At 62.0% G+C, this 25,741-nt stretch carries 22 protein-coding genes; 12 read left to right on the top strand and 10 right to left on the bottom strand.

What is annotated here, in order from left to right; translation table 11 throughout:
* Positions 1-152: 152 nt before the first annotated feature.
* Both ptsP (QCBJ_RS11520) and QCBJ_RS11515 read left to right on the top strand, forming a co-directional pair.
* Positions 153-2,669, top strand: coding sequence for a phosphoenolpyruvate--protein phosphotransferase (gene ptsP / locus QCBJ_RS11520; RefSeq protein WP_102060854.1), 2,517 nt, complete (start codon positions 153-155; stop codon positions 2,667-2,669).
* A 2-nt stretch (positions 2,670-2,671) separates the two neighbouring features.
* Positions 2,672-2,950 carry a PTS transporter subunit EIIB gene (locus QCBJ_RS11515; RefSeq protein ID WP_102060853.1) on the top strand — a complete coding sequence of 93 codons (279 nt, stop codon included), beginning with the start codon at positions 2,672-2,674 and terminating at the stop codon, positions 2,948-2,950.
* A gap of 109 nt (positions 2,951-3,059) precedes the next feature.
* Here the strand turns inward: QCBJ_RS11515 and mltF are convergent, their stop codons facing one another.
* Positions 3,060-4,520 (bottom strand): membrane-bound lytic murein transglycosylase MltF, encoded by a 1,461-nt coding sequence (mltF, locus tag QCBJ_RS11510; RefSeq protein WP_015885718.1) that lies wholly within the window; start codon positions 4,518-4,520, stop codon positions 3,060-3,062.
* Between the two features lie 287 nt (positions 4,521-4,807).
* Between mltF and purL the strand changes: the two genes are divergently transcribed.
* The 5 genes from purL (at position 4,808) to QCBJ_RS11485 (ending at position 10,561) form a co-directional block, all read left to right on the top strand.
* Positions 4,808-8,704, top strand: a complete 3,897-nt coding sequence (gene purL, locus QCBJ_RS11505) for a phosphoribosylformylglycinamidine synthase (protein ID WP_015885717.1) — start codon at positions 4,808-4,810, stop codon at positions 8,702-8,704.
* 4 nt (positions 8,705-8,708) lie between these two features.
* A complete protein-coding gene (locus tag QCBJ_RS11500) occupies positions 8,709-9,020 on the top strand; it encodes an NIF3 1 (protein ID WP_015885716.1) in 312 nt (103 codons plus the stop codon).
* A 331-nt stretch (positions 9,021-9,351) separates the two neighbouring features.
* The gene (locus QCBJ_RS11495) at positions 9,352-9,630 is read left to right on the top strand and encodes a type II toxin-antitoxin system RelE/ParE family toxin (protein ID WP_015885715.1); all 279 of its coding nucleotides are present in this window, start codon (positions 9,352-9,354) and stop codon (positions 9,628-9,630) included.
* 14 nt (positions 9,631-9,644) lie between these two features.
* On the top strand, positions 9,645-9,932 hold the full coding sequence (locus QCBJ_RS11490; protein ID WP_010207958.1) for a HigA family addiction module antitoxin: 288 nt from the start codon (positions 9,645-9,647) through the stop codon (positions 9,930-9,932).
* A 365-nt stretch (positions 9,933-10,297) separates the two neighbouring features.
* Positions 10,298-10,561 (top strand): DUF6124 family protein, encoded by a 264-nt coding sequence (locus QCBJ_RS11485; protein ID WP_015885714.1) that lies wholly within the window; start codon positions 10,298-10,300, stop codon positions 10,559-10,561.
* A gap of 151 nt (positions 10,562-10,712) precedes the next feature.
* Here QCBJ_RS11485 and nagE read toward each other — a convergent pair whose 3' ends face one another.
* The 7 genes from nagE to QCBJ_RS11450 all read right to left on the bottom strand — a co-directional run bounded on the left by nagE (position 10,713) and on the right by QCBJ_RS11450 (position 19,218).
* Positions 10,713-12,410: an N-acetylglucosamine-specific PTS transporter subunit IIBC gene (nagE, locus tag QCBJ_RS11480; protein WP_102060852.1), complete on the bottom strand. Its 1,698-nt coding sequence runs from the start codon at positions 12,408-12,410 to the stop codon at positions 10,713-10,715.
* A 27-nt stretch (positions 12,411-12,437) separates the two neighbouring features.
* A complete protein-coding gene (gene ptsP, locus QCBJ_RS11475) occupies positions 12,438-14,951 on the bottom strand; it encodes a phosphoenolpyruvate--protein phosphotransferase (protein ID WP_102060851.1) in 2,514 nt (837 codons plus the stop codon).
* Between the two features lie 36 nt (positions 14,952-14,987).
* Positions 14,988-15,998, bottom strand: a complete 1,011-nt coding sequence (locus QCBJ_RS11470; protein ID WP_102060850.1) for an SIS domain-containing protein — start codon at positions 15,996-15,998, stop codon at positions 14,988-14,990.
* On the bottom strand, positions 15,991-17,097 hold the full coding sequence (gene nagA / locus QCBJ_RS11465; protein ID WP_102060849.1) for an N-acetylglucosamine-6-phosphate deacetylase: 1,107 nt from the start codon (positions 17,095-17,097) through the stop codon (positions 15,991-15,993). Before nagA ends, QCBJ_RS11470 begins: the two co-directional genes overlap by 8 nt.
* 10 nt (positions 17,098-17,107) lie before the next feature.
* On the bottom strand, positions 17,108-17,866 hold the full coding sequence (locus QCBJ_RS11460; RefSeq protein ID WP_102060848.1) for a GntR family transcriptional regulator: 759 nt from the start codon (positions 17,864-17,866) through the stop codon (positions 17,108-17,110).
* A 262-nt stretch (positions 17,867-18,128) separates the two neighbouring features.
* A complete protein-coding gene (locus QCBJ_RS11455) occupies positions 18,129-18,632 on the bottom strand; it encodes a murein L,D-transpeptidase family protein (RefSeq protein ID WP_015885708.1) in 504 nt (167 codons plus the stop codon).
* Positions 18,633-18,669: 37 nt separating this feature from the next.
* Positions 18,670-19,218 carry an NUDIX hydrolase gene (locus QCBJ_RS11450; RefSeq protein WP_043205844.1) on the bottom strand — a complete coding sequence of 183 codons (549 nt, stop codon included), beginning with the start codon at positions 19,216-19,218 and terminating at the stop codon, positions 18,670-18,672.
* Between the two features lie 146 nt (positions 19,219-19,364).
* Between QCBJ_RS11450 and QCBJ_RS11445 the strand changes: the two genes are divergently transcribed.
* The 5 genes from QCBJ_RS11445 (at position 19,365) to purT (ending at position 22,717) form a co-directional block, all read left to right on the top strand.
* Positions 19,365-19,967, top strand: coding sequence for a CoA pyrophosphatase (locus QCBJ_RS11445; RefSeq protein ID WP_015885706.1), 603 nt, complete (start codon positions 19,365-19,367; stop codon positions 19,965-19,967).
* A gap of 36 nt (positions 19,968-20,003) precedes the next feature.
* Positions 20,004-20,528, top strand: a complete 525-nt coding sequence (locus QCBJ_RS11440) for a gamma carbonic anhydrase family protein (RefSeq protein WP_015885705.1) — start codon at positions 20,004-20,006, stop codon at positions 20,526-20,528.
* Positions 20,525-20,740, top strand: coding sequence for a DUF1289 domain-containing protein (locus QCBJ_RS11435; RefSeq protein ID WP_015885704.1), 216 nt, complete (start codon positions 20,525-20,527; stop codon positions 20,738-20,740). The genes QCBJ_RS11440 and QCBJ_RS11435 overlap by 4 nt, the downstream gene beginning before the upstream one ends.
* A 258-nt stretch (positions 20,741-20,998) precedes the next feature.
* Entirely contained in the window at positions 20,999-21,466 is a 468-nt protein-coding gene (locus QCBJ_RS11430) for a VUT family protein (RefSeq protein WP_015885703.1), read from the top strand.
* 69 nt (positions 21,467-21,535) lie between these two features.
* Positions 21,536-22,717: a formate-dependent phosphoribosylglycinamide formyltransferase gene (purT, locus tag QCBJ_RS11425; RefSeq protein WP_014719785.1), complete on the top strand. Its 1,182-nt coding sequence runs from the start codon at positions 21,536-21,538 to the stop codon at positions 22,715-22,717.
* Between the two features lie 112 nt (positions 22,718-22,829).
* On the opposite strand, the gene QCBJ_RS11420 is transcribed toward purT, so the two are convergent.
* Positions 22,830-24,140 (bottom strand): MFS transporter, encoded by a 1,311-nt coding sequence (locus tag QCBJ_RS11420; protein WP_102060847.1) that lies wholly within the window; start codon positions 24,138-24,140, stop codon positions 22,830-22,832.
* A 350-nt stretch (positions 24,141-24,490) separates the two neighbouring features.
* A complete protein-coding gene (locus QCBJ_RS11415; RefSeq protein ID WP_015885701.1) occupies positions 24,491-25,729 on the bottom strand; it encodes a transporter associated domain-containing protein in 1,239 nt (412 codons plus the stop codon).
* Positions 25,730-25,741 lie beyond the last annotated feature (12 nt).

Genomic DNA, 25,741 nt, shown 5'->3' with positions numbered 1-25,741 from the left:
GGGAGCTGGCTTGCCTGCGATGCGGGCGACTCGGTCTTTCAGTAAAACCGAGGCGATGCTATCGCAGGCAAGCCAGCTCCCACATTGGATCGTCGTCATCTTGGGGTTGCATCACCCAATGATTTTTACAGAACAAAACAGCAGGTGAAGTCATGACCCCATCTAAACCCCTGGAACTGCTGGCGCCCCTATCCGGTGTGCTGCTGGCACTGGACAAGGTCCCCGACCCGGTATTCTCCAGTCGCGTGATCGGCGACGGCCTGTGCATCGACCCGACCTCGCAGACCTTGTGTGCCCCGTTGGCTGGGGTGATCAGCAATATCCAGGACAGCGGGCATGCCGTCAGCATCACCGACGACAACGGCGTCCAAGTGCTGCTGCATATCGGTCTGGACACCGTCAACCTGGCAGGCCAGGGCTTCACCCGGCGGGTGCAGGAAGGCCAGCGGGTGGAGGCCGGGCAGGCGCTGATCGAATTCGATGCCGACTACGTGGCACTCAACGCACGCAGTTTGCTGACCTTGATGCTGGTGGTCAGCGGCGAGCCGTTTAGCGTATTGGCAAGCGGTCTTGTGGCGTCCGGCCAGCCACTGTTGCAGTTATCCCCAAGTGAAGCCATTGACGTGATGGACGAGGAGGAGGGCGAGGCACTGTTTTCCAAGCCGCTGACCTTACCCAACGCCAACGGCCTGCACGCTCGCCCAGCGGCGGTATTCGCCCAGGCGGCGAAGGGTTTCAAGGCCAGCATCTACCTGCACAAGCAAACCCAGAGCGCCAACGCCAAGTCGTTGGTGGCGATCATGGCGTTGCAAACGGTGAAGGGCGACACCCTGCAAGTGAGCGCGGCGGGCGAGGATGCCGAGGCGGCGATCAAGGCACTGGTGGCCTTGTTGGCGCAAGGCTGTGGCGAGGCGGTGGCGACCGTTGCCGAACCGGCCGCGACGGTATTGTCGGCGACGTTGCTTAAAGGCGTGTGCGCCTCACCGGGTTCGGCATTTGGCCAGGTGGTTCAGGTGATCGAGCCCGAACTGGCCATTCCTGAACACGGTACGGATGAAGCGACGGAGCGTGCCGCCCTGGCGCGTGGCTTGCTGGCTGCCACCGAGGCCCTGCGAACGTTGCAAGACAAGGCTTGCGGCAGTGCCCAGGCGGAGATTTTCCGCGCTCATCAGGAATTGCTCGAGGACCCGACCTTGCTCGAACAAGCCCACAGTCTGCTGGCTGACGGCAAGAGCGCCGCCTTTGCCTGGAACCGTGCCACGCTCGCCACAGCCAAGCTGTTCCAGGGTTCAGGCAATGCCCTGTTGGCCGAACGTGCGGCAGACTTGGCGGACGTCGGCCAGCGTGTACTGAAGCTGATCCTGGGGATTCAGGACAGCGCCTGGGACTTGCCGGAACGTGCAATCCTGATCGCCGAGCAACTGACGCCTTCGCAGACTGCCAGCCTGGATACCCGCAAAGTGCTGGGGTTCGTCACCGTCGGCGGCGGCGCGACCAGCCATGTCGCGATCCTCGCCCGTGCCCTTGGCCTGCCGGCCATTTGCGGTGTTTCGGCCGACGTGCTGGGGTTGGCCAATGGCAAACAGGTGCTGCTCGACGCCGACAAAGGCGACCTGCACCTGGAGCCGAACCTGGCCGAGATCGAACACCTGGAGGCCGCGCGCAAACAGCAGGCGCTGCGCCATCAGCGCGACGTGGCGCAGGCGTCGTTACCGGCCACCACCCGCGACGGCCATCACGTCGAAGTCACCGCCAACGTGGCCTCGTTGCAAGAAGTGGAGCACGCCCTGACCCTCGGCGGCGAAGGTGTCGGCCTGTTGCGTTCGGAGTTCCTCTACCTGGATCGCCACCGCGCGCCGAGCCCCGAGGAGCAAGCCGGCACCTACACCGCGATCGCCCGCGCCCTGGGCTCCGAGCGCAACCTGGTAGTGCGCACCCTGGATGTTGGCGGCGACAAACCGTTGGCCTATGTGCCCATGGACGCTGAGACCAATCCCTTTCTTGGCCTGCGCGGCATTCGCTTGTGCCTGGAACGTCCTGAGCTGCTGCGCGAACAGTTCCGCGCGATCCTCGCCAGTGCCGGTTTTGCGCGGCTGCACATCATGTTGCCGATGGTCAGCCTGCTGTCGGAGCTGCACCTGGCGCGCAAGATCCTTGAAGAGGAAGCGCTGGCGCTGAAGCTCACCGAGTTGCCGAAGCTGGGCATCATGATTGAAGTGCCGTCGGCGGCGCTGATGGCGGACGTGTTCGCCCCCCATGTGGACTTCTTCTCCATCGGCACCAATGACCTGACCCAATACACGCTGGCCATGGACCGCGACCACCCGCGATTGGCCAGCCAGGCCGACAGCTTCCACCCGGCGGTGCTGCGCTTGATCGCCACCACGGTCAAGGCCGCGCATGCCCATGGCAAGTGGGTCGGTGTGTGTGGCGCGTTGGCGTCCGAAGCGCTGGCCGTGCCGGTGCTGATCGGGCTGGGCGTGGACGAGTTGTCGGTCAGTGTGCCGTTGATCCCCACCATCAAGGCCACCGTGCGCGAGCTGGACCTGGCTGACTGCCAGATCATCGCCCGCCAGGTGTTGGGCCTGGAAGAAGCCTCCCAAGTGCGTGAGGCCCTGCGCCAATATCACGCGGCTACCGTTGAAACCTCACCTGTCGTGGAGCACTGAGCATGTTCGAGAAATTACAGCGGGCGTTCTGGAAGGCGCTGACGCCGGATTTGATTGCCGAGACGGTCGTTGCGCCAACGCAGAGTCTGCTGTCGACCGAGGTGATGAACGCGTTAGGTGGGGCAGATAACCTCAAGTCGCAGCAGCGGGTGGCGCTGACGCGGGTGAGGGTGCAGTTGCAGGATGCTGCGAAGGTGGATGCTGCGGTGTTAAAGGCTGCGGGTGTTCTGGATGTGATGGTGTTGGAGGGCGGAGTAGTGCATCTGCTCACCGGCCTCTAAGCCAACTGAAGGTCAAGATGTGAAGGGGGCTTGTGTGGTGAGCGGGGCAAGCCCGCTCACCACACAAGCCCGGCTCCCACAGGGTTTTGTGGTGTTTGGGAGAGTGTGTTTACAACTGCGGGTTATCTTCCGGCGGCTTGGTCTTGTCCACGCCCGGCACATGCAAGTTACCTTCGACCACCTGGTTGCCTTCCAACTGCGGCTGGGTCACCCAGGTGAGGATGTCGTAGTAACGCCGGATGTTCGCCACAAAATGCACCGGCTCCCCACCGCGCGCATACCCATAGCGGGTCTTGCTGTACCACTGCTTCTGCGACAGGCGCGGCAGCATCTTCTTCACGTCCAGCCACTTGTTCGGGTTCAGGCCTTCGCGCTTGGCCAAGGTGCGGGCATCTTCCAAGTGGCCGGTGCCGACGTTGTAGGCGGCGAGGGCGAACCAGGTGCGATCCGGCTCGGCGATGCTGTCGTCCAGTTCATCCTTGATCTTGGCCAAGTACTTGGCACCGCCCATGATGCTTTGCTTGGGGTCCAGGCGGTTGGACACGCCCATCGCCTGGGCGGTGTTCTGGGTCAGCATCATCAGGCCGCGCACGCCGGTCTTGGACGTGACGGCCGGCTGCCACAGCGATTCCTGATAGCCAATGGCTGCCAACAGGCGCCAATCGACCTTTTCTTCCTTGGCATAGGCGCGGAAGTGTTTTTCGTACTTGGGCAAACGCTGCTGCAGATGTTGGGCGAAGGTGTAGGCGCCCACATAGCCGAGTACATCGACATGCCCGTAGTAGCGGTCTTTCAGACGCTGCAACGTGCCGTTTTTCTCGACTTTATCCAGGTAACTGTTGATCTCGTTGAGCAGGCTGTTGTCGTCACCGGCGGCGACGGCCCAGCTCTGGTTGCTGGCATTGCCGAGGTCGAACGCGACGCGCACGTTGGGGAAGTACACCTGGTTCATCGCCACTTCGTTGGAGTCCACCAGGGTCAGGTCGATTTGGCCCTCGTCCACCATGCGCAGCAAGTCGACGACCTCAACGGCGTCTGATTCTTCGTATTCAATGGCAGGGTTCTGCTTTTTAAGCGCCGCCAGTTGCTCGGCGTGGGTGCTGCCCTTGAGCACCATGATCTTCTTGCCCACCAGGTCCGCCGCATTGGTCGGGCGGGACTGGCCATTGCGATAGATGATCTGCGGGGTGACTTCAAGGTAAGGGTGGGAGAAACGTACCTGCGCCTGGCGCTGTTCACTGCTGACCAGGCCGGCCGCCGCGAGGACCGGGCCGTTGGGCTTGCCCAACTGGCCGAACAGATCGTCGAGGTTGTCGGCGGTCTCGATCTCCAGCTTCACGCCCAGGTCGTCGGCAAAGCGCTTGACCAGTTCGTATTCGAAACCGGTTTCACCGTTGCGGTCCTGGAAATAAGTCGCCGGGCTGTTCCGGGTAACCACCCGCAATACGCCATCCTCCTTGATTCGCTCGAGCGTGCTGGGCTTATCAACACAGGCGCTGAGCATCAGGAAGAGTCCGGTTGCGATGAGCCATTTGGCGCATCGCGGGCGCAAAGCAGTTGGGGAGAACATCTGCGCAGTATACGCAAACGGCCCACGGCGCCATATCTCGACAGCGCGGGACTTGTCTGCTAGCGCCCGCAAAACTGTGCTGTAGCCCGCAGAAACGTGGCTTGGCAGGGGATTGTGACGGTTAAAATAACTGCGCCGAATGCCCACTATGACCCCTCGAAAGGGCTGTAATCCGGCCAACTGACGTTCGGCGCCAGCCACCGGTAGCGTTTCGGGTGCCGTTGGCGACGGTTTACGCTAGAATGCACGGCCTCAAAGCACACCCCCTTCCCGAGGCTGTCCCGAAGATGTTGATCCTGCGCGGCGCTCCTGCCCTTTCTGCCTTTCGCCACAGCAAACTCCTTGAGCAACTGAGCCAGAAGGTTCCAGCGGTTACAGGCCTGTATGCTGAATTTGCTCACTTCGCCGACGTTACCGGCGTGTTGACCGCCGACGAACAGCAAGTGCTGGCGCGCCTTCTGAAGTACGGCCCAAGCGTTCCGGTTCAAGAGCCTAACGGCCGCTTGTTCCTGGTATTGCCGCGGTTCGGCACCATCTCGCCCTGGTCGAGCAAGGCCAGCGATATCGCCCGCAACTGCGGCCTGGACAAAATCCAGCGCCTGGAGCGTGGTATCGCTTTCTACGTCGCCGGCCAGTTCAGCGATGCCGAAGCCGAGCTGATCGCCAGCAGCCTGCACGACCGCATGACCCAGATCATCGTCAGCCAGTTGGAACAGGCTGCCGGCCTGTTCAGCCACGCCGAGCCCAAGCCGCTGACCGCGATTGACGTGCTCGGCGGTGGCCGCGCCGCCCTCGAGAAGGCCAATACCGAGCTGGGCCTGGCCTTGGCCGAAGACGAGATCGACTACCTGGTCAACGCCTTTAACGGCTTGAAGCGCAACCCGCACGACATCGAACTGATGATGTTTGCCCAGGCCAACTCCGAGCACTGCCGTCACAAGATCTTCAACGCCAGTTGGGACATCGACGGCGAAAGCCAGGAAAAAAGCCTGTTCGGCATGATCAAGAACACCTACGTGATGCACAGCGAAGGCGTTCTGTCTGCTTATAAGGACAACGCTTCGGTGATCGTCGGCTCCGTCGCCGGCCGTTTCTTCCCGGACCCTGAAACCCGCCAGTACGGCGCGGTGCAGGAGCCGGTGCACATCCTGATGAAGGTTGAAACCCACAACCACCCGACCGCGATTGCCCCATTCCCAGGCGCAGCCACCGGTTCCGGCGGCGAAATCCGTGACGAAGGTGCAACCGGCCGTGGCGCCAAGCCCAAGGCGGGCCTCACCGGTTTCACCGTGTCCAACCTGCAGATCCCAGGCTTCGAACAGCCGTGGGAAGTGCCGTACGGCAAGCCTGAGCGCATTGTGACCGCGCTGGACATCATGATCGAAGGCCCACTGGGCGGCGCCGCGTTCAACAACGAGTTCGGGCGTCCGGCGCTGACTGGTTACTTCCGTACCTTCGAACAGTCCATCACCACCCCGCGTGGCGATGAAGTGCGCGGCTACCACAAGCCAATCATGTTGGCCGGCGGCATGGGCAACATCCGCGAAGAACACGTCAAGAAAGGCGAGATCCTGGTCGGCTCCAAGCTGATCGTACTCGGCGGCCCGGCGATGTTGATCGGCCTGGGCGGCGGCGCAGCTTCCTCCATGGCCACCGGCACCAGCTCGGCAGACCTGGACTTCGCGTCCGTACAGCGCGAAAACCCTGAGATGGAGCGTCGCTGCCAGGAAGTCATCGACCGCTGCTGGCAGTTGGGTGACAAGAACCCGATCAGCTTCATCCACGACGTCGGCGCCGGTGGTTTGTCCAACGCCTTCCCGGAACTGGTCAACGATGGCGACCGTGGTGGCCGTTTCGAACTGCGCAACATTCCTAACGACGAGCCGGGCATGGCCCCGCACGAAATCTGGAGCAACGAATCCCAAGAACGCTACGTACTGGCCGTCGGCCCTGAAGACTTCGCGCGCTTCCAGGCCATCTGCGAACGCGAGCGCTGCCCGTTTGCCGTGGTCGGCGAAGCCACTGCCGAGCCGCAGTTGACCGTTACCGACAGCCACTTCGGCAACAGCCCGGTGGACATGCCGCTCGAAGTGCTGCTGGGCAAAGCCCCACGCATGCACCGTTCGGCGGTACGTGAAGCCGAACTGGGCGATGACTTCGACCCAAGCACGCTGGAATTGGCCGACAGCATCGAACGTGTGCTGCACCACCCGGCCGTGGCGAGCAAAAGCTTCCTGATCACCATCGGCGACCGCACCATCACCGGCCTGGTGGCCCGTGACCAAATGGTCGGCCCGTGGCAGGTTCCCGTGGCTGACGTTGCCGTCACCGCCACCAGCTTCGACGTCTACACCGGTGAAGCCATGGCCATGGGCGAGCGCACGCCGCTGGCCCTGCTGGACGCTCCGGCGTCGGGCCGGATGGCCATTGGTGAAACCCTCACCAACATCGCCGCGTCGCGCATTGGTAAATTGTCCGACATCAAACTGTCGGCCAACTGGATGTCGGCAGCCGGTCACCCAGGCGAAGATGCACGCCTGTATGACACCGTCAAAGCGGTCGGCATGGAATTGTGCCCTGAGCTGGGTATCACCATTCCGGTGGGCAAGGACTCCATGTCCATGGCCACCCGTTGGAACGAAGACGGCACCGACAAGAGCGTCACTTCGCCGCTGTCGCTGATCGTCACCGGTTTCGCACCGGTCACCGACATCCGCCAGACCCTGACCCCGCAATTGCGCATGGACAAGGGCACCACCGACCTGATCCTGATCGACCTGGGCCGTGGCCAGAACCGCATGGGCGCCTCGATCCTGGCACAGACCCATGGCAAGCTCGGCAAACACGCGCCGGACGTCGATGACGCCGAAGACCTCAAAGCCTTCTTCGCCGTGATCCAAGGCCTCAACGCCGACGGTCACTTGCTGGCCTACCACGACCGTTCCGATGGCGGCTTGCTGACCAGCGTCGTCGAGATGGCCTTCGCCGGTCACTGCGGCCTGAACATCGTGCTCGACAGCGTTGCCGAGGATGCCTCCGAAATCAACGGCATCCTGTTCAACGAAGAGTTGGGCGCAGTGATCCAGGTTCGCCAGGACGCCACCCCGGACGTGCTTGCACAATTCAGCGCCGCCGGCCTGGACGACTGCGTCGCGGTGATCGGCCAGCCGATCAACAACGGCGAGATCAACATCTCGTTCAACGGCGACACCGTGTTTGCCGGCCAGCGCCGCTTGCTGCAACGCCAGTGGGCCGAGACCAGCTACCAGATCCAACGCCTGCGCGACAACGCCGACTGCGCCGAGCAGGAATTCGACGTGATCCTGGAAGAAGACAACCCGGGCCTGAGCACCAAGCTCAGCTTCGACGTCAACCAGGACATCGCCGCGCCTTACATCAAGAAAGGCATTCGCCCACAAGTTGCCGTACTGCGTGAGCAGGGCGTCAATGGCCAGGTGGAAATGGCGGCCGCGTTCGACCGCGCCGGCTTCAATGCGATCGACGTGCACATGAGCGACATCCTCGCCGGTCGCGTTGACCTCAATGAGTTCAAAGGCCTCGTCGCCTGCGGCGGTTTCTCCTACGGCGACGTGCTGGGTGCCGGTGAAGGCTGGGCCAAATCGGCCCTGTTCAACAGCCGTGCCCGTGATGCGTTCCAGGGTTTCTTCGAACGCAACGACAGCTTCACCCTGGGTGTGTGCAACGGTTGCCAGATGATGTCCAACCTTAGCGAACTGATCCCAGGCAGCGAGTTCTGGCCGCACTTTGTGCGCAACCGTTCCGAGCAGTTCGAAGCCCGTGTCGCCATGGTGCAGGTGCAGGAGTCCAACTCGATCTTCCTGCAAGGCATGGCCGGTTCGCGCATGCCAATCGCCATCGCCCACGGTGAAGGCCATGCCGAGTTCGCCAGCGAAGAAGCCCTGCTTGAGGCTGACCTGTCCGGTACCGTTGCCCTGCGTTTCGTCGACAACCACGGCAAGGTCACCGAGACCTACCCGGCCAACCCGAACGGCTCGCCGCGCGGGATCACTGGCCTCACCAGCCGCGACGGCCGCGTGACCATCATGATGCCGCACCCGGAGCGTGTATTCCGCGCCGTGCAGAACTCGTGGCGCCCGGAAGAGTGGGACGAGGACGGCGCCTGGATGCGCATGTTCCGCAACGCCCGCGTGTGGGTGAACTAAGGCCGTGTACAAGCTCAGCTTCTTCGTGCCCGACAGCCACGTGGAGACGGTGAAAACCGCCGTCTTCGCAGCTGGCGGCGGGCGCATCGGCAACTACGACAGCTGCGCCTGGCAAGTGCTGGGCCAGGGCCAATTCCGCGCGTTGGACGGCAGCCAGCCGTTTATTGGGCAAGTTGGCCAGGTTGAAGTGGTTGAGGAATGGAAGGTTGAACTGGTGGTGGCGGATGAGTTGATTGTGGCTGTCGTGGCTGCACTCAAGCTTAGCCATCCGTATGAGACACCGGCGTATGAGGTGTGGCAGCTGGCGGATTTTTGATCTGTTGGCTGTAGAAACAAGAAACCCGCTGGGCCAGTTTGGTCAGCGGGTTTTTTGTTGGCTGTAAGGGCCAATCGCAGGCAAGCCAGCTCCCACATTCGACCGCGTTTATCCTGAAGGAATGCAGTCGAATGTGGGAGCGGGCTTGCTCGCGAAGGCGTTGGGACAGGCGCGTCAGATCTTTCCCACAGGCCTTTCAGGTTGTCCCTCGGAACCCATCTCCCTAGCCTCCCTGCTTTGCATTTTCTCAGTGGTGGAATGTTATGAGTCTGACGACCAGAACTGATATGCGGCTATTGCATGGCGTGATGTATCACATCACAATTGCGCCATGATCGTTAGTTGGAAACATAAAGGCCTTCGCATCTTTTATGAAACGGGCTCAACGAAAGGGATCAATGCCAACCACGTGAATCGCTTGCGCCGTGTCTTGCTGATTTTAGACAGCGCGATTCATTGGAGCGATCTGGAACTGCCAGGTTGGCGCTTCCATCGCTTGAAGGGGGATCTTGTCGACTACTGGTCAGTGAGCATCAGTGGTAACTGGCGCATCATTTTTCGCATGTATGACGATCAAGTCGAGCTGGTCGACTATCTGGATTACCACTGAGAAGGGGTCTGTTTATGGGTATGCACAATCCTCCTCACCCAGGGGAAATACTGCTTGAGGATGTCATTCCCGGGCTGGGAATGACGATCACTGAAGTTGCTCGCCGCCTGGGTTTCGCTAGGGAAACCTTTTCAAGAATTCTTCATGGGCATGCGCCTGTTAGCCCTGATCTAGCTGTGCGGCTTGAGCGCGCGGGCATCAGCAAGGCCCAGATGTGGCTCTCAATGCAGAGCAGTTATGACCTGTGGCAGGCAGAGCATAGAGAACAGCCTGTTATTGAGCGGTTTGCTCGGATTGAGTAACCGAGATTAAAGCGCCCGGCTTTGGCCGGGTTTTCGTTGCCTGCGATGGCGTCGGTACAGGCGCCTCAGAGATTTCCTACAAGCCTTTCAGGTTGTCCCTCGGAACTCACCTCACTAACCTTTTCCCGTCGCTGCCAATTCAGTGACCGGGACTGCAAGCCCGCCGATAATTTGTTAGTGCTGAACAGCGCACCTATAATCATGCCGCTTTCATAAAGCGGTTATTGATTCATGGTGGCTGTGTGCGGGAGACCCTCGGGTCTGCCGAGGTTCCTAACAACTCGGTCTTGCAGACCCGTACACAGCTGCCACCCATCATCTGCAAGTGATGTCGGTAGCTCCCACTTTTTGTTAGGAGTTTTACCATGATCAAAAACAGTCCAAATCCTCCATCTGATTCTCAGCCCGCCGACCAACTCTTCACTGTACTACCCAACTTGAACAGCGAAACCCTGCTCGCCAATGCTTCCCAAGACCTGGCATCAGTCCAGGCACTGGCGGGCAATCTGGCGTTTGACGTCGACGGCCCCCAGCGTGATGCGGTGCTGGGGATTCATCGAATGGTGGAAGGTATCCAGTTGATGGTCGATCGGGTGTTGGACCTACAGGAAGTGCCGATCAGCAACTGACCACACCCACTCTGTGGCGAGGGAGCTTGCTCCCGTTGGGGTGCGAAGCGCCCCCAAAACCTGCCACAGCGTTCTGTCTGAAAAAATGGGTGTTCTGAACAAGGGGCTGCTACGCAGCCCAGCGGGAGCAAGCTCCCTCGCCACAGGGTGATCAGGCGTTGATTGGGCGGGTCACCAACCGCTCCAGCGCCTCACTCAACCCGGATGCCTTGTCACCAATCAACAGGTGCCAAGCACCGCTTTCCAGCTGGCTCACCCCTTGGCAACCCAGTGCAGTGAGATCAGCTTCAGACAACCCCGAATCATCCCCCAACTCCACCCGCAACCGGGTCATCGCCACGGCTTCCAGCTGCCGCACATTCCCACGGCCACCCAAGGCGCTCAGCCATTTCTCGGCTTCCTGTACATTCACCGCCAGCGGCTTATCCACAGGCGCAACCGTCACAGGTGTACTGGCAACAAACGAAGGCATCGCCAAGCGAATCTCATCAGCAATGCTATCCGCCATCGGCCCAACCACCACCTGCAAGCTCCCGCCGTTCCCCGGCCGAACCACGGCCATGGCGCCCAGCGCTTTCAACTCCGCATCCACCGCCTTGTTGCGATCCACCATGTCCAACCGCAGGCGTGTGGTGCAGGCGCCAACGCTCAGCAGGTTCTCCGCGCCGCCCAGGGCTTGGATGTATGCCGTGGCCCGCTGGTTATCCGTCATCACCTCAGCCTGCACCACCTGGATATCTTCCCGGCCCGGCGTTTTCAGGTTGAAGCGACGAATGCAGTAGTTGAACACGCTGTAGTAGACCACCGCGTAGGCCAACCCCACCGGGAACACCAGCCAGCCATTGGTGGACTTGCCCCAACCCAGCACCATGTCGATAAACCCACCGGAGAAGGTAAAGCCCAGGTGGATATTCAGCATATTGGTGACAGCCATCGACAGGCCCGTCAGCACGGCGTGAATCAGGTACAAAAACGGCGCAAGAAACATAAACGCAAATTCAATCGGCTCAGTCACCCCGGTCAAGAACGAGGTCAGCGCCATCGACAGGAAAATCCCGCCCATCACTTTGCGGCGCTCCGGCAATGCATTGCGGTACATCGCCAGGCACGCAGCCGGCAGGCCGAACAGCATCACTGGGAACATGCCGGTCATGAACTGACCGCCTTTGGGGTCGCCAGCAAAGTAGCGGGTCAGGTCACCGGTCACGACCGCCCCGGTCACCGGGTCGGTAAAGGTGCCAAACACAAACCACGCCATGTTGTTGAGGATATGGTGCAGGCCGGTAACGATCAGCAGGCGGTTGAACACGCCAAACACAAACGCCCCCAGGCTGCCGCTTTCCATCAGCAAGACGCCGAAGCTGTTGATGCCATGCTGGATCGGCGGCCAGATCAAACCAAAAATAACGCCCAAGCCGACCGCCGAAAACCCGGTGACAATCGGCACAAACCGTCGCCCACCGAAGAACGCCAGGTACTCCGGCAGCTTGATGTCCTTGAAGCGGTTATACAGCCCGCCCGCCATCAAGCCGCTGGCGATCCCGGCGAGCATGCCCATGTTGATGGTGGTGTCCATCACCTTGAGCGTGGAGACCATCACCAGGTAACCAATGGCCCCGGCCAGTCCGGCCGTGCCGTTGTTGTCGCGGGCAAAGCCCACGGCAATGCCGATGGCGAAGATCAACGCCAGGTTGGCGAAGATCGCCTGCCCGGCGTCGTGCATCACCGCGATGTTCAGCAGGTCGGTGTCGCCCAGGCGCAGCAGCAGGCCGGCGATCGGCAGGATTGCGATCGGCAGCATCAGCGCGCGGCCGAGGCGTTGCAGGCCTTCAATAAAATGTTGGTACATGGCGTGTCTCCTTTTTTCTTGTTGTTGTCAGCTCAGCGGCCAGTGGTGTTGACAGGCTTGGCGAACGGCCTTGGCGCTGCTCAGGTCGAGCATGCCCTGGCTCAGTTGCCGGCATTGCGCCGCATCCAGGTGGCGGACGCGGTCCTTGATTTCGCCGATCTGCAGCGGACTGACGGACAGCTCGCTGACCCCCAGGCCGACCAGCACCGGTGTGGCCAGCGGGTCGGATGCCAGGGCGCCACACACGCCGACCCAACGCCCGTGTTTCGCAGCGCCCGCGCAGGTTTGGGCGATCAGCCGCAGCAGCGCCGGGTGCAACGCATCGACGCGGGCGGCGAGGCCGGCGTGGTCGCGGTCCATCGCCAGGGTGTACTGGGACAGGTCATTGGTGCCGATGGACAGGAAGTCTGCATACCGCGCAAGCTGCTCGGCCATCAGTGCAGCGGCGGGCACTTCGATCATCACGCCCAGTTCTGGGCGCTGGGTCAGTTCCAACTCCACGCACAGCTCATCCAGGCGTTGGCGGATGTGCAGCAGTTCATCGACCTCGCTGACCATCGGCAGCAGGATCCGGCAGCGCGCCAGCGGACTGACTTGCAGCAGGGCACGCAGTTGCTGGTCGAGCACGTCAGGGCGCACCTGGGCCAGGCGAATGCCACGCAGGCCCAGTACCGGGTTGGCTTCGACGGGCAACGGCAGGTAGTCGAGTTGCTTGTCGCCACCCACGTCAATGGTGCGGATGATCACTGACTTGTCACCCATGGCATCCAGCACGGCTTGGTAGGCGTGGCGTTGTTCCTGTTCATCGGGCGCGGTGCGGCGGTCGACGAAGAGAAATTCGGTGCGCAGCAGGCCGACGCCATCGGCACCGTTTTCGAACGCCACCTGGGCTTCGGCGCTGGAGGCGACATTCGCGGCGATCTCGATGCTCACACCGTCGGTGGTGTGAGCGGGTTGTTGGGCTTGCGCCTGTTGCTGCTGGCGCCGCAACTTTTGCGCGTCGCGAATCTGGTGCACTTCAGCGTGGCGCGCATCGCTGGGGGCCAGTTCCAGGCGACCGTTGGCGGCGTCCAGCACCACGCGTTGGCCCTGGGGCACGTCGAGTACGTCGGCGCCCAACGCCACTACGCAAGGCAGGCCTTTACCCCGAGCCAAAATGGCTACGTGAGAAGTGGCGCCGCCTTCGGCCATGCAGAGGCCGACGGCGTGTTGCGCACTCAGTTGCAGCAGGTCAGACGGCGTCAGTTCATGGGCGCTGACAATCGCCCCGGCCGGCAATTCGAAGTGCCAGGCTTCACCCAGTAATGCGCGCAGTACCCGTTGTTGCAGGTCACGCAGGTCATTGGCGCGCTCGGCGAACAGCGGTTTGCCCAGGGCCAGCAGCACTGCGCATTGCGCCTGGATTGCATCGCGCCAGGCGTGGGTAGCCGCGCTGCCTTGTTCAATCGAGCCGGTCGCAGCTTCGAGCAAATTAGGGTCTTCCAGCAGCGCGAGGTGGGCGGCGAAGATGTCCTCTTCCTCGGCGTTCTTGCGCTGGCGGGCGTGGTCGAGGGTGCTGCGGATTTCGCTGCGCACTTGCTCCAGAGCCGCGTCCAGACGCTGCAGTTGCTCATCGGCAGAGTGGTTGCCGGTGTCGGCAGGCAGTTCGATGCCGGTCAGGCGGAACAGCGGCCCGCACACCAGGCCCGGCGCAGCACACACGCCTTGCAACACACCGACTTCGGTATTCGCCCGGCGCGGAGCGGGGGCTGCGGCGGGGGCGTGGTGTTCTTCTTTAATGGCGGCGGACAAGGCCGCGACCAGCGCCTGCAGCGCCGCCTCAGCGTCCTTGCCACGACAGCTCACGCGGACCTCATCACCTTCACCAATGCCCAGGCCCATCAAGCCAATCAGGCTGTCGCACGACGCCGACTTGTCGCCAAAATGCAGTTGCGCCTGGCTGCTGAAACCCTGCGCGGCCTTGCGCACTAATGCCGCCGGACGCGCATGCAATCCGCCCCGATGGGTAATGCGTACGCTGGCGCTGGCTTCACCTGCCGAGTTATCCACAGGCGCTTCAGCCGACGCCGCCGAACGCGCCGCGATCTGCAACAACGGCTCGCCGACCTTGACCGTTCGCCCGGCAAGCGCACGCAATTCAAAGCGCTCGCCATTGGTCAGGATGATCAGGCTGACCAGGCTCTTGCACTGGCGCGCAATGCGGTCCAGGTCAAACTGAACCAGGGCTTGGCCCTGGCTCACCCGCGCGCCGTTCTTCACCAGCAAGGCAAACCCCTCGCCATTCAGTTCCACCGTATCGATGCCCACATGCATCAACACCTCGGCACCGTTCTTGGCGCGGATCGTCAGGGCGTGCCCGGTGCGCGCGACGTGGATGATTTCCCCGTCAAACGGCGCGTGCAGGCAATCATTCAGCGGGTCGATGGCAATGCCGTCGCCCATGGCGCCACTGGCGAACACGTCGTCGGGAACATTGCCCAGGGTCAGTACCGGCCCGCTGAGGGGCGCGCAGAGGGTCAGATCATTATTGTTGTTGGACATGGGCACGGTACTCATCAGGAAAACACGGCACTCGACTCAGTGAGTACGAGTGACTTTGCTCAGGTGGCGCGGTTGGTCCGGGTCCATGCCCCGGGCGACCGCCAGGCCTGCGGCCATCACGTAGAAACTCTGGATCGCCAGGATCGGGTCCAGGCTCGGGTGTTCGGCGCGGCTCAAAGTCAGGTCGCGTTCGGCGATATCGTCCGGCGCGGCCAGCAACACGCGGGCGCCGCGTTGGCGCATGTCGGCGGCCAGGCTCAGCAGGCCGGCTTGCTCGGCGCCGCGTGGGGCGAAGACCAGCAATGGGTAGTTGTCACCGATCAACGCCATCGGCCCGTGGCGCACTTCGGCGCTGCTGAACGCTTCGGCCTGGATCGCCGAGGTTTCCTTGAGCTTGAGCGCGGCTTCCTGGGCGATGGCAAAACCGGCGCCTCGGCCGATGACCATCAATTGCTGGCAATCGCGCAGGGCGTCGATGGCTGTGCTCCAATCCTGCTTGGCGGCTGTACGCAGCTCGTCGGGCAGGGCGCGGCAGGCTTCGAGCAAATCGGCTTCCTGGTTCCAGTGGCCGATCAACAACGCGCTGGCGCTGAGGGTGGCGATAAAGCTTTTGGTGGCGGCCACGCTGTGTTCCGGCCCGGCGCACAGCGGCACGTGGAATTCGCAGGCAGCTTCCAAGGGCGAATCTTCGGCGTTGACCAGCGAAACGCTCAGGGCGCCACGTTTACGCAGCAGGCGCAGGCTGTTGACCAGGTCCGGGCTCTGGCCCGATTGGGAGAACCCAAATGCCACCTGGCCGCTGACTTTCATTGGCGCTTGCAACAAGGTCACCACGGACATGGGCAATGACGCCACCGGAATGCCCACATGCTGCATGGCCAAGTACGCGAAGTAGCTGGCGGCATGGTCCGAGCTGCCACGGGCGATGGTCATCGCCACTTGCGGCGGCTGGCGGCGCAGGCAGCCGGCGACTTCCTCCAGCAACGGGTCCAGGCGTTGCAGCTGCGCCGCGACGGCGTCGCAGGAGGCCAGGGCCTCTTCAAGCATTTTTGAAGTCAATGGTTTCTCCTTCGACCATTACGTCGGTGAGTGTCAGGGAGCGGTCCAGGCGCACGCAGTCGGCAAAACTGCCGGGTTGCAGGCGGCCGCGTTCTTCCAGGCCCAAGTAGTCCGCAGGAAATTGCGACAGGCGTTGTGAGGCTTCGCTGATGGGCAGGCCGATCTTCACCAGGTTGCGCAGCGCCTGGTCCATGGTCAGCGTGCTGCCGGCCAGGGTGCCGTCGGCCAGGCGCACACCGCCCAGGCATTTGGTCACGGTGTGGCTGCCCAGCTTGTATTCGCCATCGGGCATGCCGGCGGCGGCGGTGGAGTCGGTGACGCAGTACAGGCAGGGGATCGCGCGCAGTGCCACACGCATGGCGCCGGGGTGGACGTGCAGCAGGTCGGGGATCAATTCGGCGTACTGGGCGTGCGCCAGCGCGGCGCCGACGATGCCCGGCTCGCGGTGATGCAGCGGGCTCATGGCGTTGTACAAATGGGTGAAGCTGGTGGCACCGGCGGCGAGGGCGGCGACGCCTTCTTCATAGCTGCCCAGGGTGTGGCCGATCTGCATGCGCACGCCGCGTTCGCTGAGGGCGCGGATCAGCGCATCGTGGCCGGCGATTTCCGGCGCGATGGTGATCACCCGGATCGGCGCCAGGCGCAGGTAGGCTTCCACTTCGGCCATCAACGCGGTGTGGGCGAAGTTAGGTTGGGCGCCGAGTTTGCCTGGATTGATGTAGGGACCTTCCAAGTGCACGCCGAGCACACGGGCGCTGCCTGTAGGACGTTGCTCGCAGAAGTTGCCGAGCTGGCCGAGCACGCGGGAGATTTCATCCACCGGTGCCGTCATGGTGGTGGCCAGCAGCGAGGTGGTGCCGAAACGCACATGGGTGCGGGTGATGGTCTCGAAGGCTTCAACGCCTTCCATGATGTCCTTGCCGCCACCGCCGTGCACATGCAGGTCGATAAAGCCGGGCAGCAAGTAGGGCAAGTCGTTGTCAGCCGGGTCGCACGGCGCGCCTTCGATGGCGACGACCTTGCCGTGCTCGTGCACCAGGCGGCCGCGAATCCAGCCGCTGGGCGTGAGGATGTTGTCTTCGGACATGGGCAGTTCTCTAAATTCGCAGTTCAGCGGAATAGTCATGGCGGCGCAGTTCTGCGACGAAGTCGTAGTAGTCGTTGCGGCAGTAGGTGTCGGTGATTTCAATCGGCGTGTTGTCGGCGGTGTAGCCGACCCGGGTCATCAGCAGCATGGCGGTGCCGGGAGCAATGCCTACCAACTTGGCGAACTCATCCGAGGCATTAATGGCCTGGATGTGCTGCAGGGCACGCACCACAGGCTTACCGATGCTTTCCAGGTATTCGTACAGCGAATTGCCGATGGCTTGCGGGTGGGGCAGCACTGAAGCGGGCATGGCGGTCATTTCAATCGCCATGACCGTGTCATCGGCTTTGCGCAGGCGTTTGAGGCGCGCCACTTTGGCGGTGGGCGACAGGCCCAGGCGGATCAGCTCTTCGTGGGTCGGCGGGGTGATATCGCGCTCCAGCCACTGGGAGGTGGGGACAAAACCCTTCAGCCGCAGCATCTCGCTGAAGCCCGACAGGCGTGACAGCGGTTGTTCCAGGCGCGGCGTGATAAACGTGCCGGAGCCTTGGCTGCGGCGGATGAGGCCTTGGGCAAACAGCACTTCCAGCGCTTTACGCGCAGTCACTCGCGAAATACTCAACTGCTCGCTGAGGGCGCGCTCCGACGGCAGTGCCTGTTCGGATTTCCACTGGCCGGCATGGATCGCCGCTTCGAGGTTGCGCGCCAGTTGCAGGTACAGCGGCGTGGATTGTTTGTCGTCGGGACGCAGCGTCAGGATGGGGTTCATCTGTGAGGTTTCCGATGCGGTTATTGGAGTGTTGTCGCCCGGTATGGGTCGGAAATTAATACCACTTAAATACCATGTCAATGCTGCCAAAACGGTGCAAGCACCGGTTTTAGGGCGCTCTATTGGTGCCTGGTATCAAGTGGTATTAGAGAGGTCTTTATCGCGCGCAGAAGTGCGCAGCCCGCCCGGTGAACTGGTATTCACCGGCAGGCGCTGCCAGGGGCAGGAATTATTTTCAGATTATTTTACGAACGGTACGAGATTACGGCCGAATCTCGATCAGGGTGCCGTCTTTGACCAGGGTCCAGACTTCACGCATATCCACATTGCGCATGCCGATGCAGCCGTCGGTCCAGTCCAGGGTGTGGAACCACTGCTCCGGGTAATCCTCGGTGTCGGGGGTGCCGTGGATCATGATCATGCTGCCCGGCTTCACGCCTTCGCGGCGGGCGCGGGCGGCGTCGCTGATATTCGGGTAGGAGATGTGCATGGCCAGGTTGAAGCGCTCGCTGGTCTTGCGCCAGTCGATCCAGTACAGGCCCTCCGGCGTGCGGCGGTCGCCCTCGATCAACTTGTGGCCCTTGGGGTTTTTGCCCAGGGAAATACGGTAGGTCTTGAAGGGCTTGCCGTCGTTGATCAACTGCAGTTGGTGGGCGGACTTGAGCACCAGGACTTTTTCGACGGTTTTACCGCCCAGGGTTTCCACGGTGGAGGCCGATGACAGGGTAACGAACGACAGGCAGATAAGAGCAAGCAACCAACGCATTGAAACGGTATCCCTTTAAAGGCCATCTGCCAGAGTGTTATGGGGTGGGCTTGCCCATTGGCGGCACGGCCTCGCTGCGCACCGGGAACGACTGTTGCCGACGGTCAGCGAAAAAGTATTCTAGGGTACGGCCCACGGTGCGGAAAGCCAGCTCGGACCAAGGGATGTCGGCTTCGTCGAACAACTGCACTTCAAGGCTTTCGGGGCCGGCGGCATAGTCCAGGTCCACCAGCTCGGCGCGGTAGAAGATATGCACCTGGTTGATGTGCGGCACGTCGATCAGCGTGTAGAGGCTCAGGTTGTGCACACGGGCGCAGGCTTCTTCCAGGGTTTCGCGGGCGGCGGCCTGTTGCACCGTCTCGCCGTTCTCCATAAACCCTGCGGGCAGGGTCCAGTAACCCAGGCGCGGCTCGATGGCGCGGCGGCACAGCAGCACTTTATCGCCCCACACCGGTACGGTGCCGGCGACGATATTGGGGTTCTGGTAGTGGATGGTCGAGCAGTGATCACACACAAAGCGCAGGCGGCCGTCGCCTTCGGGGATGCGTTGGGTAACCGGTTTACCGCACTGGCTGCAGAAATTCATGCTGGGGTTCCTGGAAAGTGCGTCTATCTTGGCGTGACGGGCAGGGCGCTGCAAGTTGTCGTTTAGCGACACTGCGCGGGTTTTGGGGTTGGGCACCCGCACGCTTTGGTGCATGATGCAAGGTAGCCAACAGACCGAGATGACTCATGCTGGACGAGCTACTTCGCCGGGTAAGCAATCACACGCCGCATACGCTGGAAACGGACGGACGTTTCCCCGAGGCCGCTGTATTGGTGCCGATTACCCGCAGTGACGAACCTGAGCTGATCCTGACCCTGCGCGCCAGCGGCCTGTCGACCCATGGTGGCGAAGTGGCCTTCCCCGGCGGGCGCCGCGACCCTGAAGACCCGGACCTGATCTTCACCGCGCTGCGCGAGGCCGAAGAAGAAATTGGCCTGCCGCCTGGGCTGGTCGAAGTGATCGGCCCCCTGAGCCCGTTGATCTCCCTGCATGGCATTCGCGTCACGCCGTATGTGGGCGTTATCCCCGATTACGTCGAATACCTGGCCAACGATGCCGAGATTGCCGCCGTTTTCAGCGTGCCGTTGGACTTCTTCCGACAGGACCCGCGCGAACATACCCATCGGATTGATTACCAGGGTCGCAGTTGGTACGTGCCCAGCTATCGGTTCGGCGAATACAAGATTTGGGGGCTGACGGCAATCATGATCGTCGAGCTGATCAATCTGCTCTATGACGACGCTCAGATCAGCCTGCATCAGCCGCCCAAGAGCTTCATCAATACCTAAGCCATCGCTTGAATGGCAATGCCGTGAGGGAAAACCATGAAATACCGCCTGGGCGACGCCCGTGTCGAGACTCATCCACAGAGCTGGGTGGCACCGAATGCCACACTGGTGGGCAAGGTCAAGCTGGAGGAGGGCGCCAACGTCTGGTTCAACGCGGTGTTGCGTGGCGACAACGAACTGATCCTGATCGGCAAGAACAGTAACGTGCAGGACGGTAGCGTGATGCACACCGACATGGGCTACCCGCTGACCCTGGGCACTGGCGTGACCATTGGTCATAACGCCATGTTGCATGGTTGCACTGTCGACGATTACAGCCTGATCGGCATTAATGCTGTGATCCTCAACGGCGCGAAGATCGGCAAACATTGCATCATCGGCGCCAACTCGCTGATCGGCGAAGGCAAGGAAATCCCGGATGGTTCGCTGGTGATGGGCTCGCCGGGCAAGGTGGTGCGTGAACTGACCGACGCGCAAAAACGCATGCTCGAAGCCAGCGCTGCGCACTATGTGCACAACTCGCAGCGTTATGCGCGTGACCTGGTTGAGCAGGAAGCATGAGCCCCATTGAACGCCCCGTCGCCTCGCCGTGCGTGAGCATTTGCGCGCTGGACGATGACGACATATGCACCGGCTGCCAGCGTACGGTGGATGAGATCACACGTTGGAGCCGCATGGACAATGCCGAGCGGCGGGTGGTGTTGGGGTTGTGCCATGAGCGGGCGGTGGCGAGTGGGTTGGTGTTTATGGTCTCCGGGGAATCCGGTGCCTGATTTGTAGTGAGCGGGCTTGCCCCGCGCTGGGTGGCGAAGCCGCCCCAAACCCAGGCACTCAGTTCTAACTGGGAAAACTCAGTGCCTGAAATGGGGCGGCTTCGCCACCCAGCGCGGGGCAAGCCCGCTCACCACAAGAAGCCCGCTCACCACAAGAAGCCTGCTCACCACAGCAAGCCCGTTCACCACAAGAGGTCCGCTCGCTACAAGGGTTGCTGTGAAGTACCCTGTGCGGCATCACCCACAGGTCCGTCCTCCATGCTCTTCCTGATCGCCTACATCAGCAGCGTCGTGCTGATCAACTTCGCCTTCTCCACCGCCCCGCACCTGGACGTCATCTGGTCCGCCTGGGGTGGCCTGGTCTTTATCTTGCGCGACATGGTGCAAACCCGCTTCGGCCACGGTGCAATCATTGCCATGCTGGCAGCGCTGGTGCTGTCGTATGTCACGTCCGACCCGGCCATTGCCCTGGCCAGCGCCACGGCGTTCGCAGTGTCCGAGTGCATCGACTGGCTGGTGTTCAGTATCACCAAGCGCCCGCTGCACGATCGCCTGTGGATAAGTTCAGCACTGAGCATTCCCCTCGACACGTTTATCTTCTTCGGCCTGATCGGCGCGCTCACCCCGGCCGTGGCGGGCACCGCGCTGGTATCGAAATTCGCCGGGGTCACGGTGGTGTGGCTGATCATGGCTTGGCGAATCCGCAAGCGGGCCGTCGCCAACTGAGGCCAATTTTTACAGTTCATGTAAAATGCCCGCCTTTCTCCCCATGATCCGCTCCCCTGAGGACCTGAGATGACCCGAATCGGAACTCCATTGTCGCCAACCGCGACCCGCGTTTTGCTGTGTGGCTGCGGTGAGCTGGGCAAGGAAGTGGTAATCGAACTGCAACGCCTGGGCGTTGAAGTGATTGCCGTGGATCGCTACGCCAACGCGCCGGCCATGCAGGTGGCGCACCGTAGCCACGTGATCAACATGCTCGACGGCGCCGCCCTGCGTGCGGTGATCGAGGCGGAAAAACCGCACTTCATCGTGCCGGAAATCGAAGCCATTGCCACCGCCACCCTGGTGGAACTGGAAGCTGAAGGCTTCACCGTGATCCCGACCGCGCGTGCTACCTCGCTGACCATGAACCGCGAAGGCATCCGCCGCCTGGCCGCCGAAGAGCTGGACCTGCCGACCTCGCCGTACCACTTCGCCGATACCTTCGAAGACTACAGCAAGGCCGTCCAGGACCTGGGCTTCCCGTGCGTGGTCAAGCCGGTGATGAGTTCGTCGGGCAAGGGCCAGAGCCTGCTGCGCAGCACAGACGATGTGCAGAAGGCCTGGGATTACGCCCAGGAAGGCGGTCGTGCCGGTAAAGGCCGCGTGATCATCGAAGGCTTTATCGACTTCGACTACGAAATCACCCTGCTGACCGTGCGTCACATCGGTGGCACCACCTTCTGCGCGCCAGTCGGTCACCGTCAGGAGAAGGGCGACTACCAGGAATCCTGGCAGCCGCAGGCCATGAGCCCGATTGCCCTGGCCGAGTCCGAGCGCGTTGCCAAAGCGGTGACCGAGGCCCTGGGCGGTCGTGGCCTGTTTGGCGTGGAGCTGTTCATCAAGGGTGATCAGGTGTGGTTCAGTGAAGTGTCGCCGCGCCCGCATGACACCGGCCTGGTGACCCTGATTTCCCAAGACCTGTCGCAGTTCGCCTTGCACGCTCGCGCCATCCTGGGCCTGCCGATCCCGTTGATCCGTCAGTTCGGGCCTTCGGCTTCGGCGGTGATTCTGGTGGAAGGGCAGTCGACCCAGACCGCGTTCGCCAACTTGGGCGCCGCGTTGAGCGAGCCGGACACGGCGTTGCGCCTGTTTGGCAAGCCGGAAGTGAATGGCCAGCGTCGCATGGGTGTGGCACTGGCGCGGGATGAGTCGATTGAAGCGGCTCGGGCGAAGGCTACTCGTGCTTCCAAGGCTGTTGTCGTAGAGCTTTAAACCGCGTCGCGCCCATCGCGGGCAAGCCCGGCTCCCACACTTGAATGAGTTCACAAGTCAAAATGTGTGAACCCGATCAAATGTGTGGGGGCTTGCTCGCGAAGACGGTCTATCAGGCAACCTTGTTCAAATCATTATCCCGCGTCTCTTTCAGGCACAGCACAGCAATCAAGCTGAGCAACGCCGCCGCCGACACATACCCGCCGACATAACTCAGCCCACCCATCGCCACCAGCTTGGTCGCGAAGAACGGTGCCGCTGAAGCCCCCACGATCCCACCTAGGTTATACGCCGCCGACGCGCCGGTATAACGCACACGCGTGGGGAACAATTCCGGCAGCATGGCGCCCATGGGCGCGAAGGTCACGCCCATCAGGAACAGCTCCAAGGCCAGGAACAGCGCCACCGCCCAGGTCGAACCGTGGGTCAGCAATGGCTCCATGGTAAAGCCCGACAGGATCGCCAGGATCGCACCGACGATCAGCACAGGCCTGCGCCCGTAACGGTCACTGGCCAAGGCCGCCAGCGGCGTGGCCAGGCCCATGAACAGCACGGCAAAGCACAACAAGCCAAGGAAGGTCTCGCGGCTATAGCCCAAGGTCGAAACGCCGTAGCTCAGTGAAAACGCGGTGGTGATGTAGAACAACGCATAACACACCACCATCGACGCGGCGCCCAGCAATACGGGCAGCCAATGCTGGCTGAACAGGTCCACCAACGGCACTTTTACCGGCGCTTCTTTGGCGACGGCATTGGCGAAGACTGGCGTTTCATGCAGCTTCAAGCGCGCATACAGGCCCACCATCACCAACGCAGCGCTGAGGATGAACGGGATGCGCCAGCCCCAGCTGCGGAACTGCTCGTCGTTCAGGCTCATCGCCAGGATCAGGAACAAGCCATTGGCCGCCAGGAAGCCAATCGAAGGGCCCAGTTGCGGGAACATCCCGAACCAGGCGCGCTTGCCTTTGGGCGCATTCTCGGTCGCCAGCAGTGCCGCGCCGCCCCATTCCCCACCGAGCCCCAAGCCCTGGCCAAACCGCAGTATGCATAACAGGATCGGCGCCCAGGCCCCGATGCTGTCATAACCCGGCAGCAAGCCAATCAGCGTGGTACACACACCCATCAGCAGCAGCGAAGCCACCAGCGTCGATTTACGCCCGATGCGATCACCGAAGTGGCCGAACAGCGCCGAGCCCAATGGGCGGGCGATGAAGGCGATACCGAAGGTCAGGAACGACGCCAGCATCTGCGCGGTGCCGGAGGTCTGCGGGAAGAACACCGGGCCGATCACCAGCGCAGCTGCCGTGGCGTAGATATAGAAATCGTAGAACTCGATGGCGGTGCCGACGATGCTCGCCGTGGCGACCCGTGCAGTCGAGTTGGTCGGGGCGGCGGTCGCGGCCTCGTTGTAGGTGGTGCTCATGGCGATATCCCTGACGGTCATTGCGCGTTTGGACGCGGATTATTATTGGTCGAACACCCATGGATCAGGGGTGTACGCGGGGTGGCTCGGGATGGGAGCGAACACCGGTCAGACACGATAAAGCGGTGCCTGGACGCGTTGGGTGCGGGTAGCACGCGGTCGGGCGGGGCTTGGATAAGCCGCAGGGATTATAGGAAGGGGTTTGAACAGACAACAAGTCAAAATGTGGGGAGCAGTGAGACGATTCGGCTTGCCCCCGATAGCAGAGTATCAGTCACCTGATGCAGTGACTGACACTCGGCCATCGGGGGCAAGCCCCCTCCCACATTTGATTGTGTTTTGTCTGGAAACTAAGCGGCGACGGGCATTTTGCTGGTGTGCCAGATCAGCACCTTGCTCACCCGGTTGTCTTCGGTCTCGAGGATTTCCAGGCGGTAGCGGCCGATTTTCAGGCACACCGCGCAGTCCGGGATGGTCTCCAGGGCTTCGGTGACCAGGCCGTTGAGGGTCTTGGGGCCATCACTGGGCAGGTGCCAGTTCAGGCTCTTGTTCAGTTCGCGGATCGAGGCGGCGCCGTCGATGATATAGCGGCCATCCGGTTGCGCTTCGATATGCGGGTTGTCTGCACTCTGCTCGCTTTCGAATTCGCCGACGATTTCTTCGAGGATATCTTCCAGGGTGACAATGCCCAGCACTTCGCCGTACTCGTCCACCACCATGCCCAGGCGTCGCTGTTGCTTGTGGAAATTCAGCAATTGCAGTTGCAGGGGCGTGCTTTCGGGGACGAAGTAGGGTTCGTGGCAAGCCGCCAGCAACGCTTCTTTGGTCAGGCTGGCGTCAGGCAGCAGGTGCTGGATCTGCCGCGTGTTGAGTACGGCCTGGACTTGGTTGATATCACTGTGGAACACCGGCAGGCGGGTGCGCTCGGAGGTGCGCAGTTGCTCGATGATCTCTTCGACCGAGTCATCCAGGTTGATGCCGTCCACTTCGCTGCGGGGCACCAGGATGTCGTTGACCGTGATGTTGTCCAGGGCGTGGATGCCTGGCATGCCGGGGGTACGGTTTTCGTCGGCCTCCGGTTCCGGTTCATCGTCGTGGTCGGGCTGCGGTTCGTCGCTCTTTTTCACCACGCCGGATGTGCGTGCGAACGGGCGCAGCAGCAACAGGCTGATGCCATTGAGCAGCCAGGCCAGGGGGTAGAGGATTTTCAGCGGGACGCCCAGCAGCGTATTGCCAAAGCCCAGCACCGCTTGAGGGTGGCGAGTGGCCAGAGTGCGCGGCAAGTAGTCGGCGAGGATCAGCAGCAGGGCACAGGAGATCAGCCAGCCGAGCCACGGGCCATTCTGCGCCCAGGCGTAGATCGCCAGCAGCGTGCAGAGGATCACCACCGCCGCGCGGCACAGGCTGTTGCACAGGATCAGGCTATGGCGCGGGAAGTTCAGGCGAGCGGCGGCCTTGTCACCCTGGCGCGTTCCGGGGCGCAGGGCCAGCAGGTGTTGTTGCGCGGCCTCGATGGCGGTAAACAGTGCCGCCCATAACAGCAGCAAGGCAATTACCGCGAGCATCGGCCCCAGGGGCAAGTTGTCCATTTTTGCTGCCCG

Origin of the sequence: Pseudomonas sp. QC2 (assembly GCF_002859085.1) — a bacterium.
GTDB lineage: Bacteria > Pseudomonadota > Gammaproteobacteria > Pseudomonadales > Pseudomonadaceae > Aquipseudomonas > Aquipseudomonas petroselini.
This window is presented reverse-complemented; position numbering and strand designations above follow the sequence as displayed.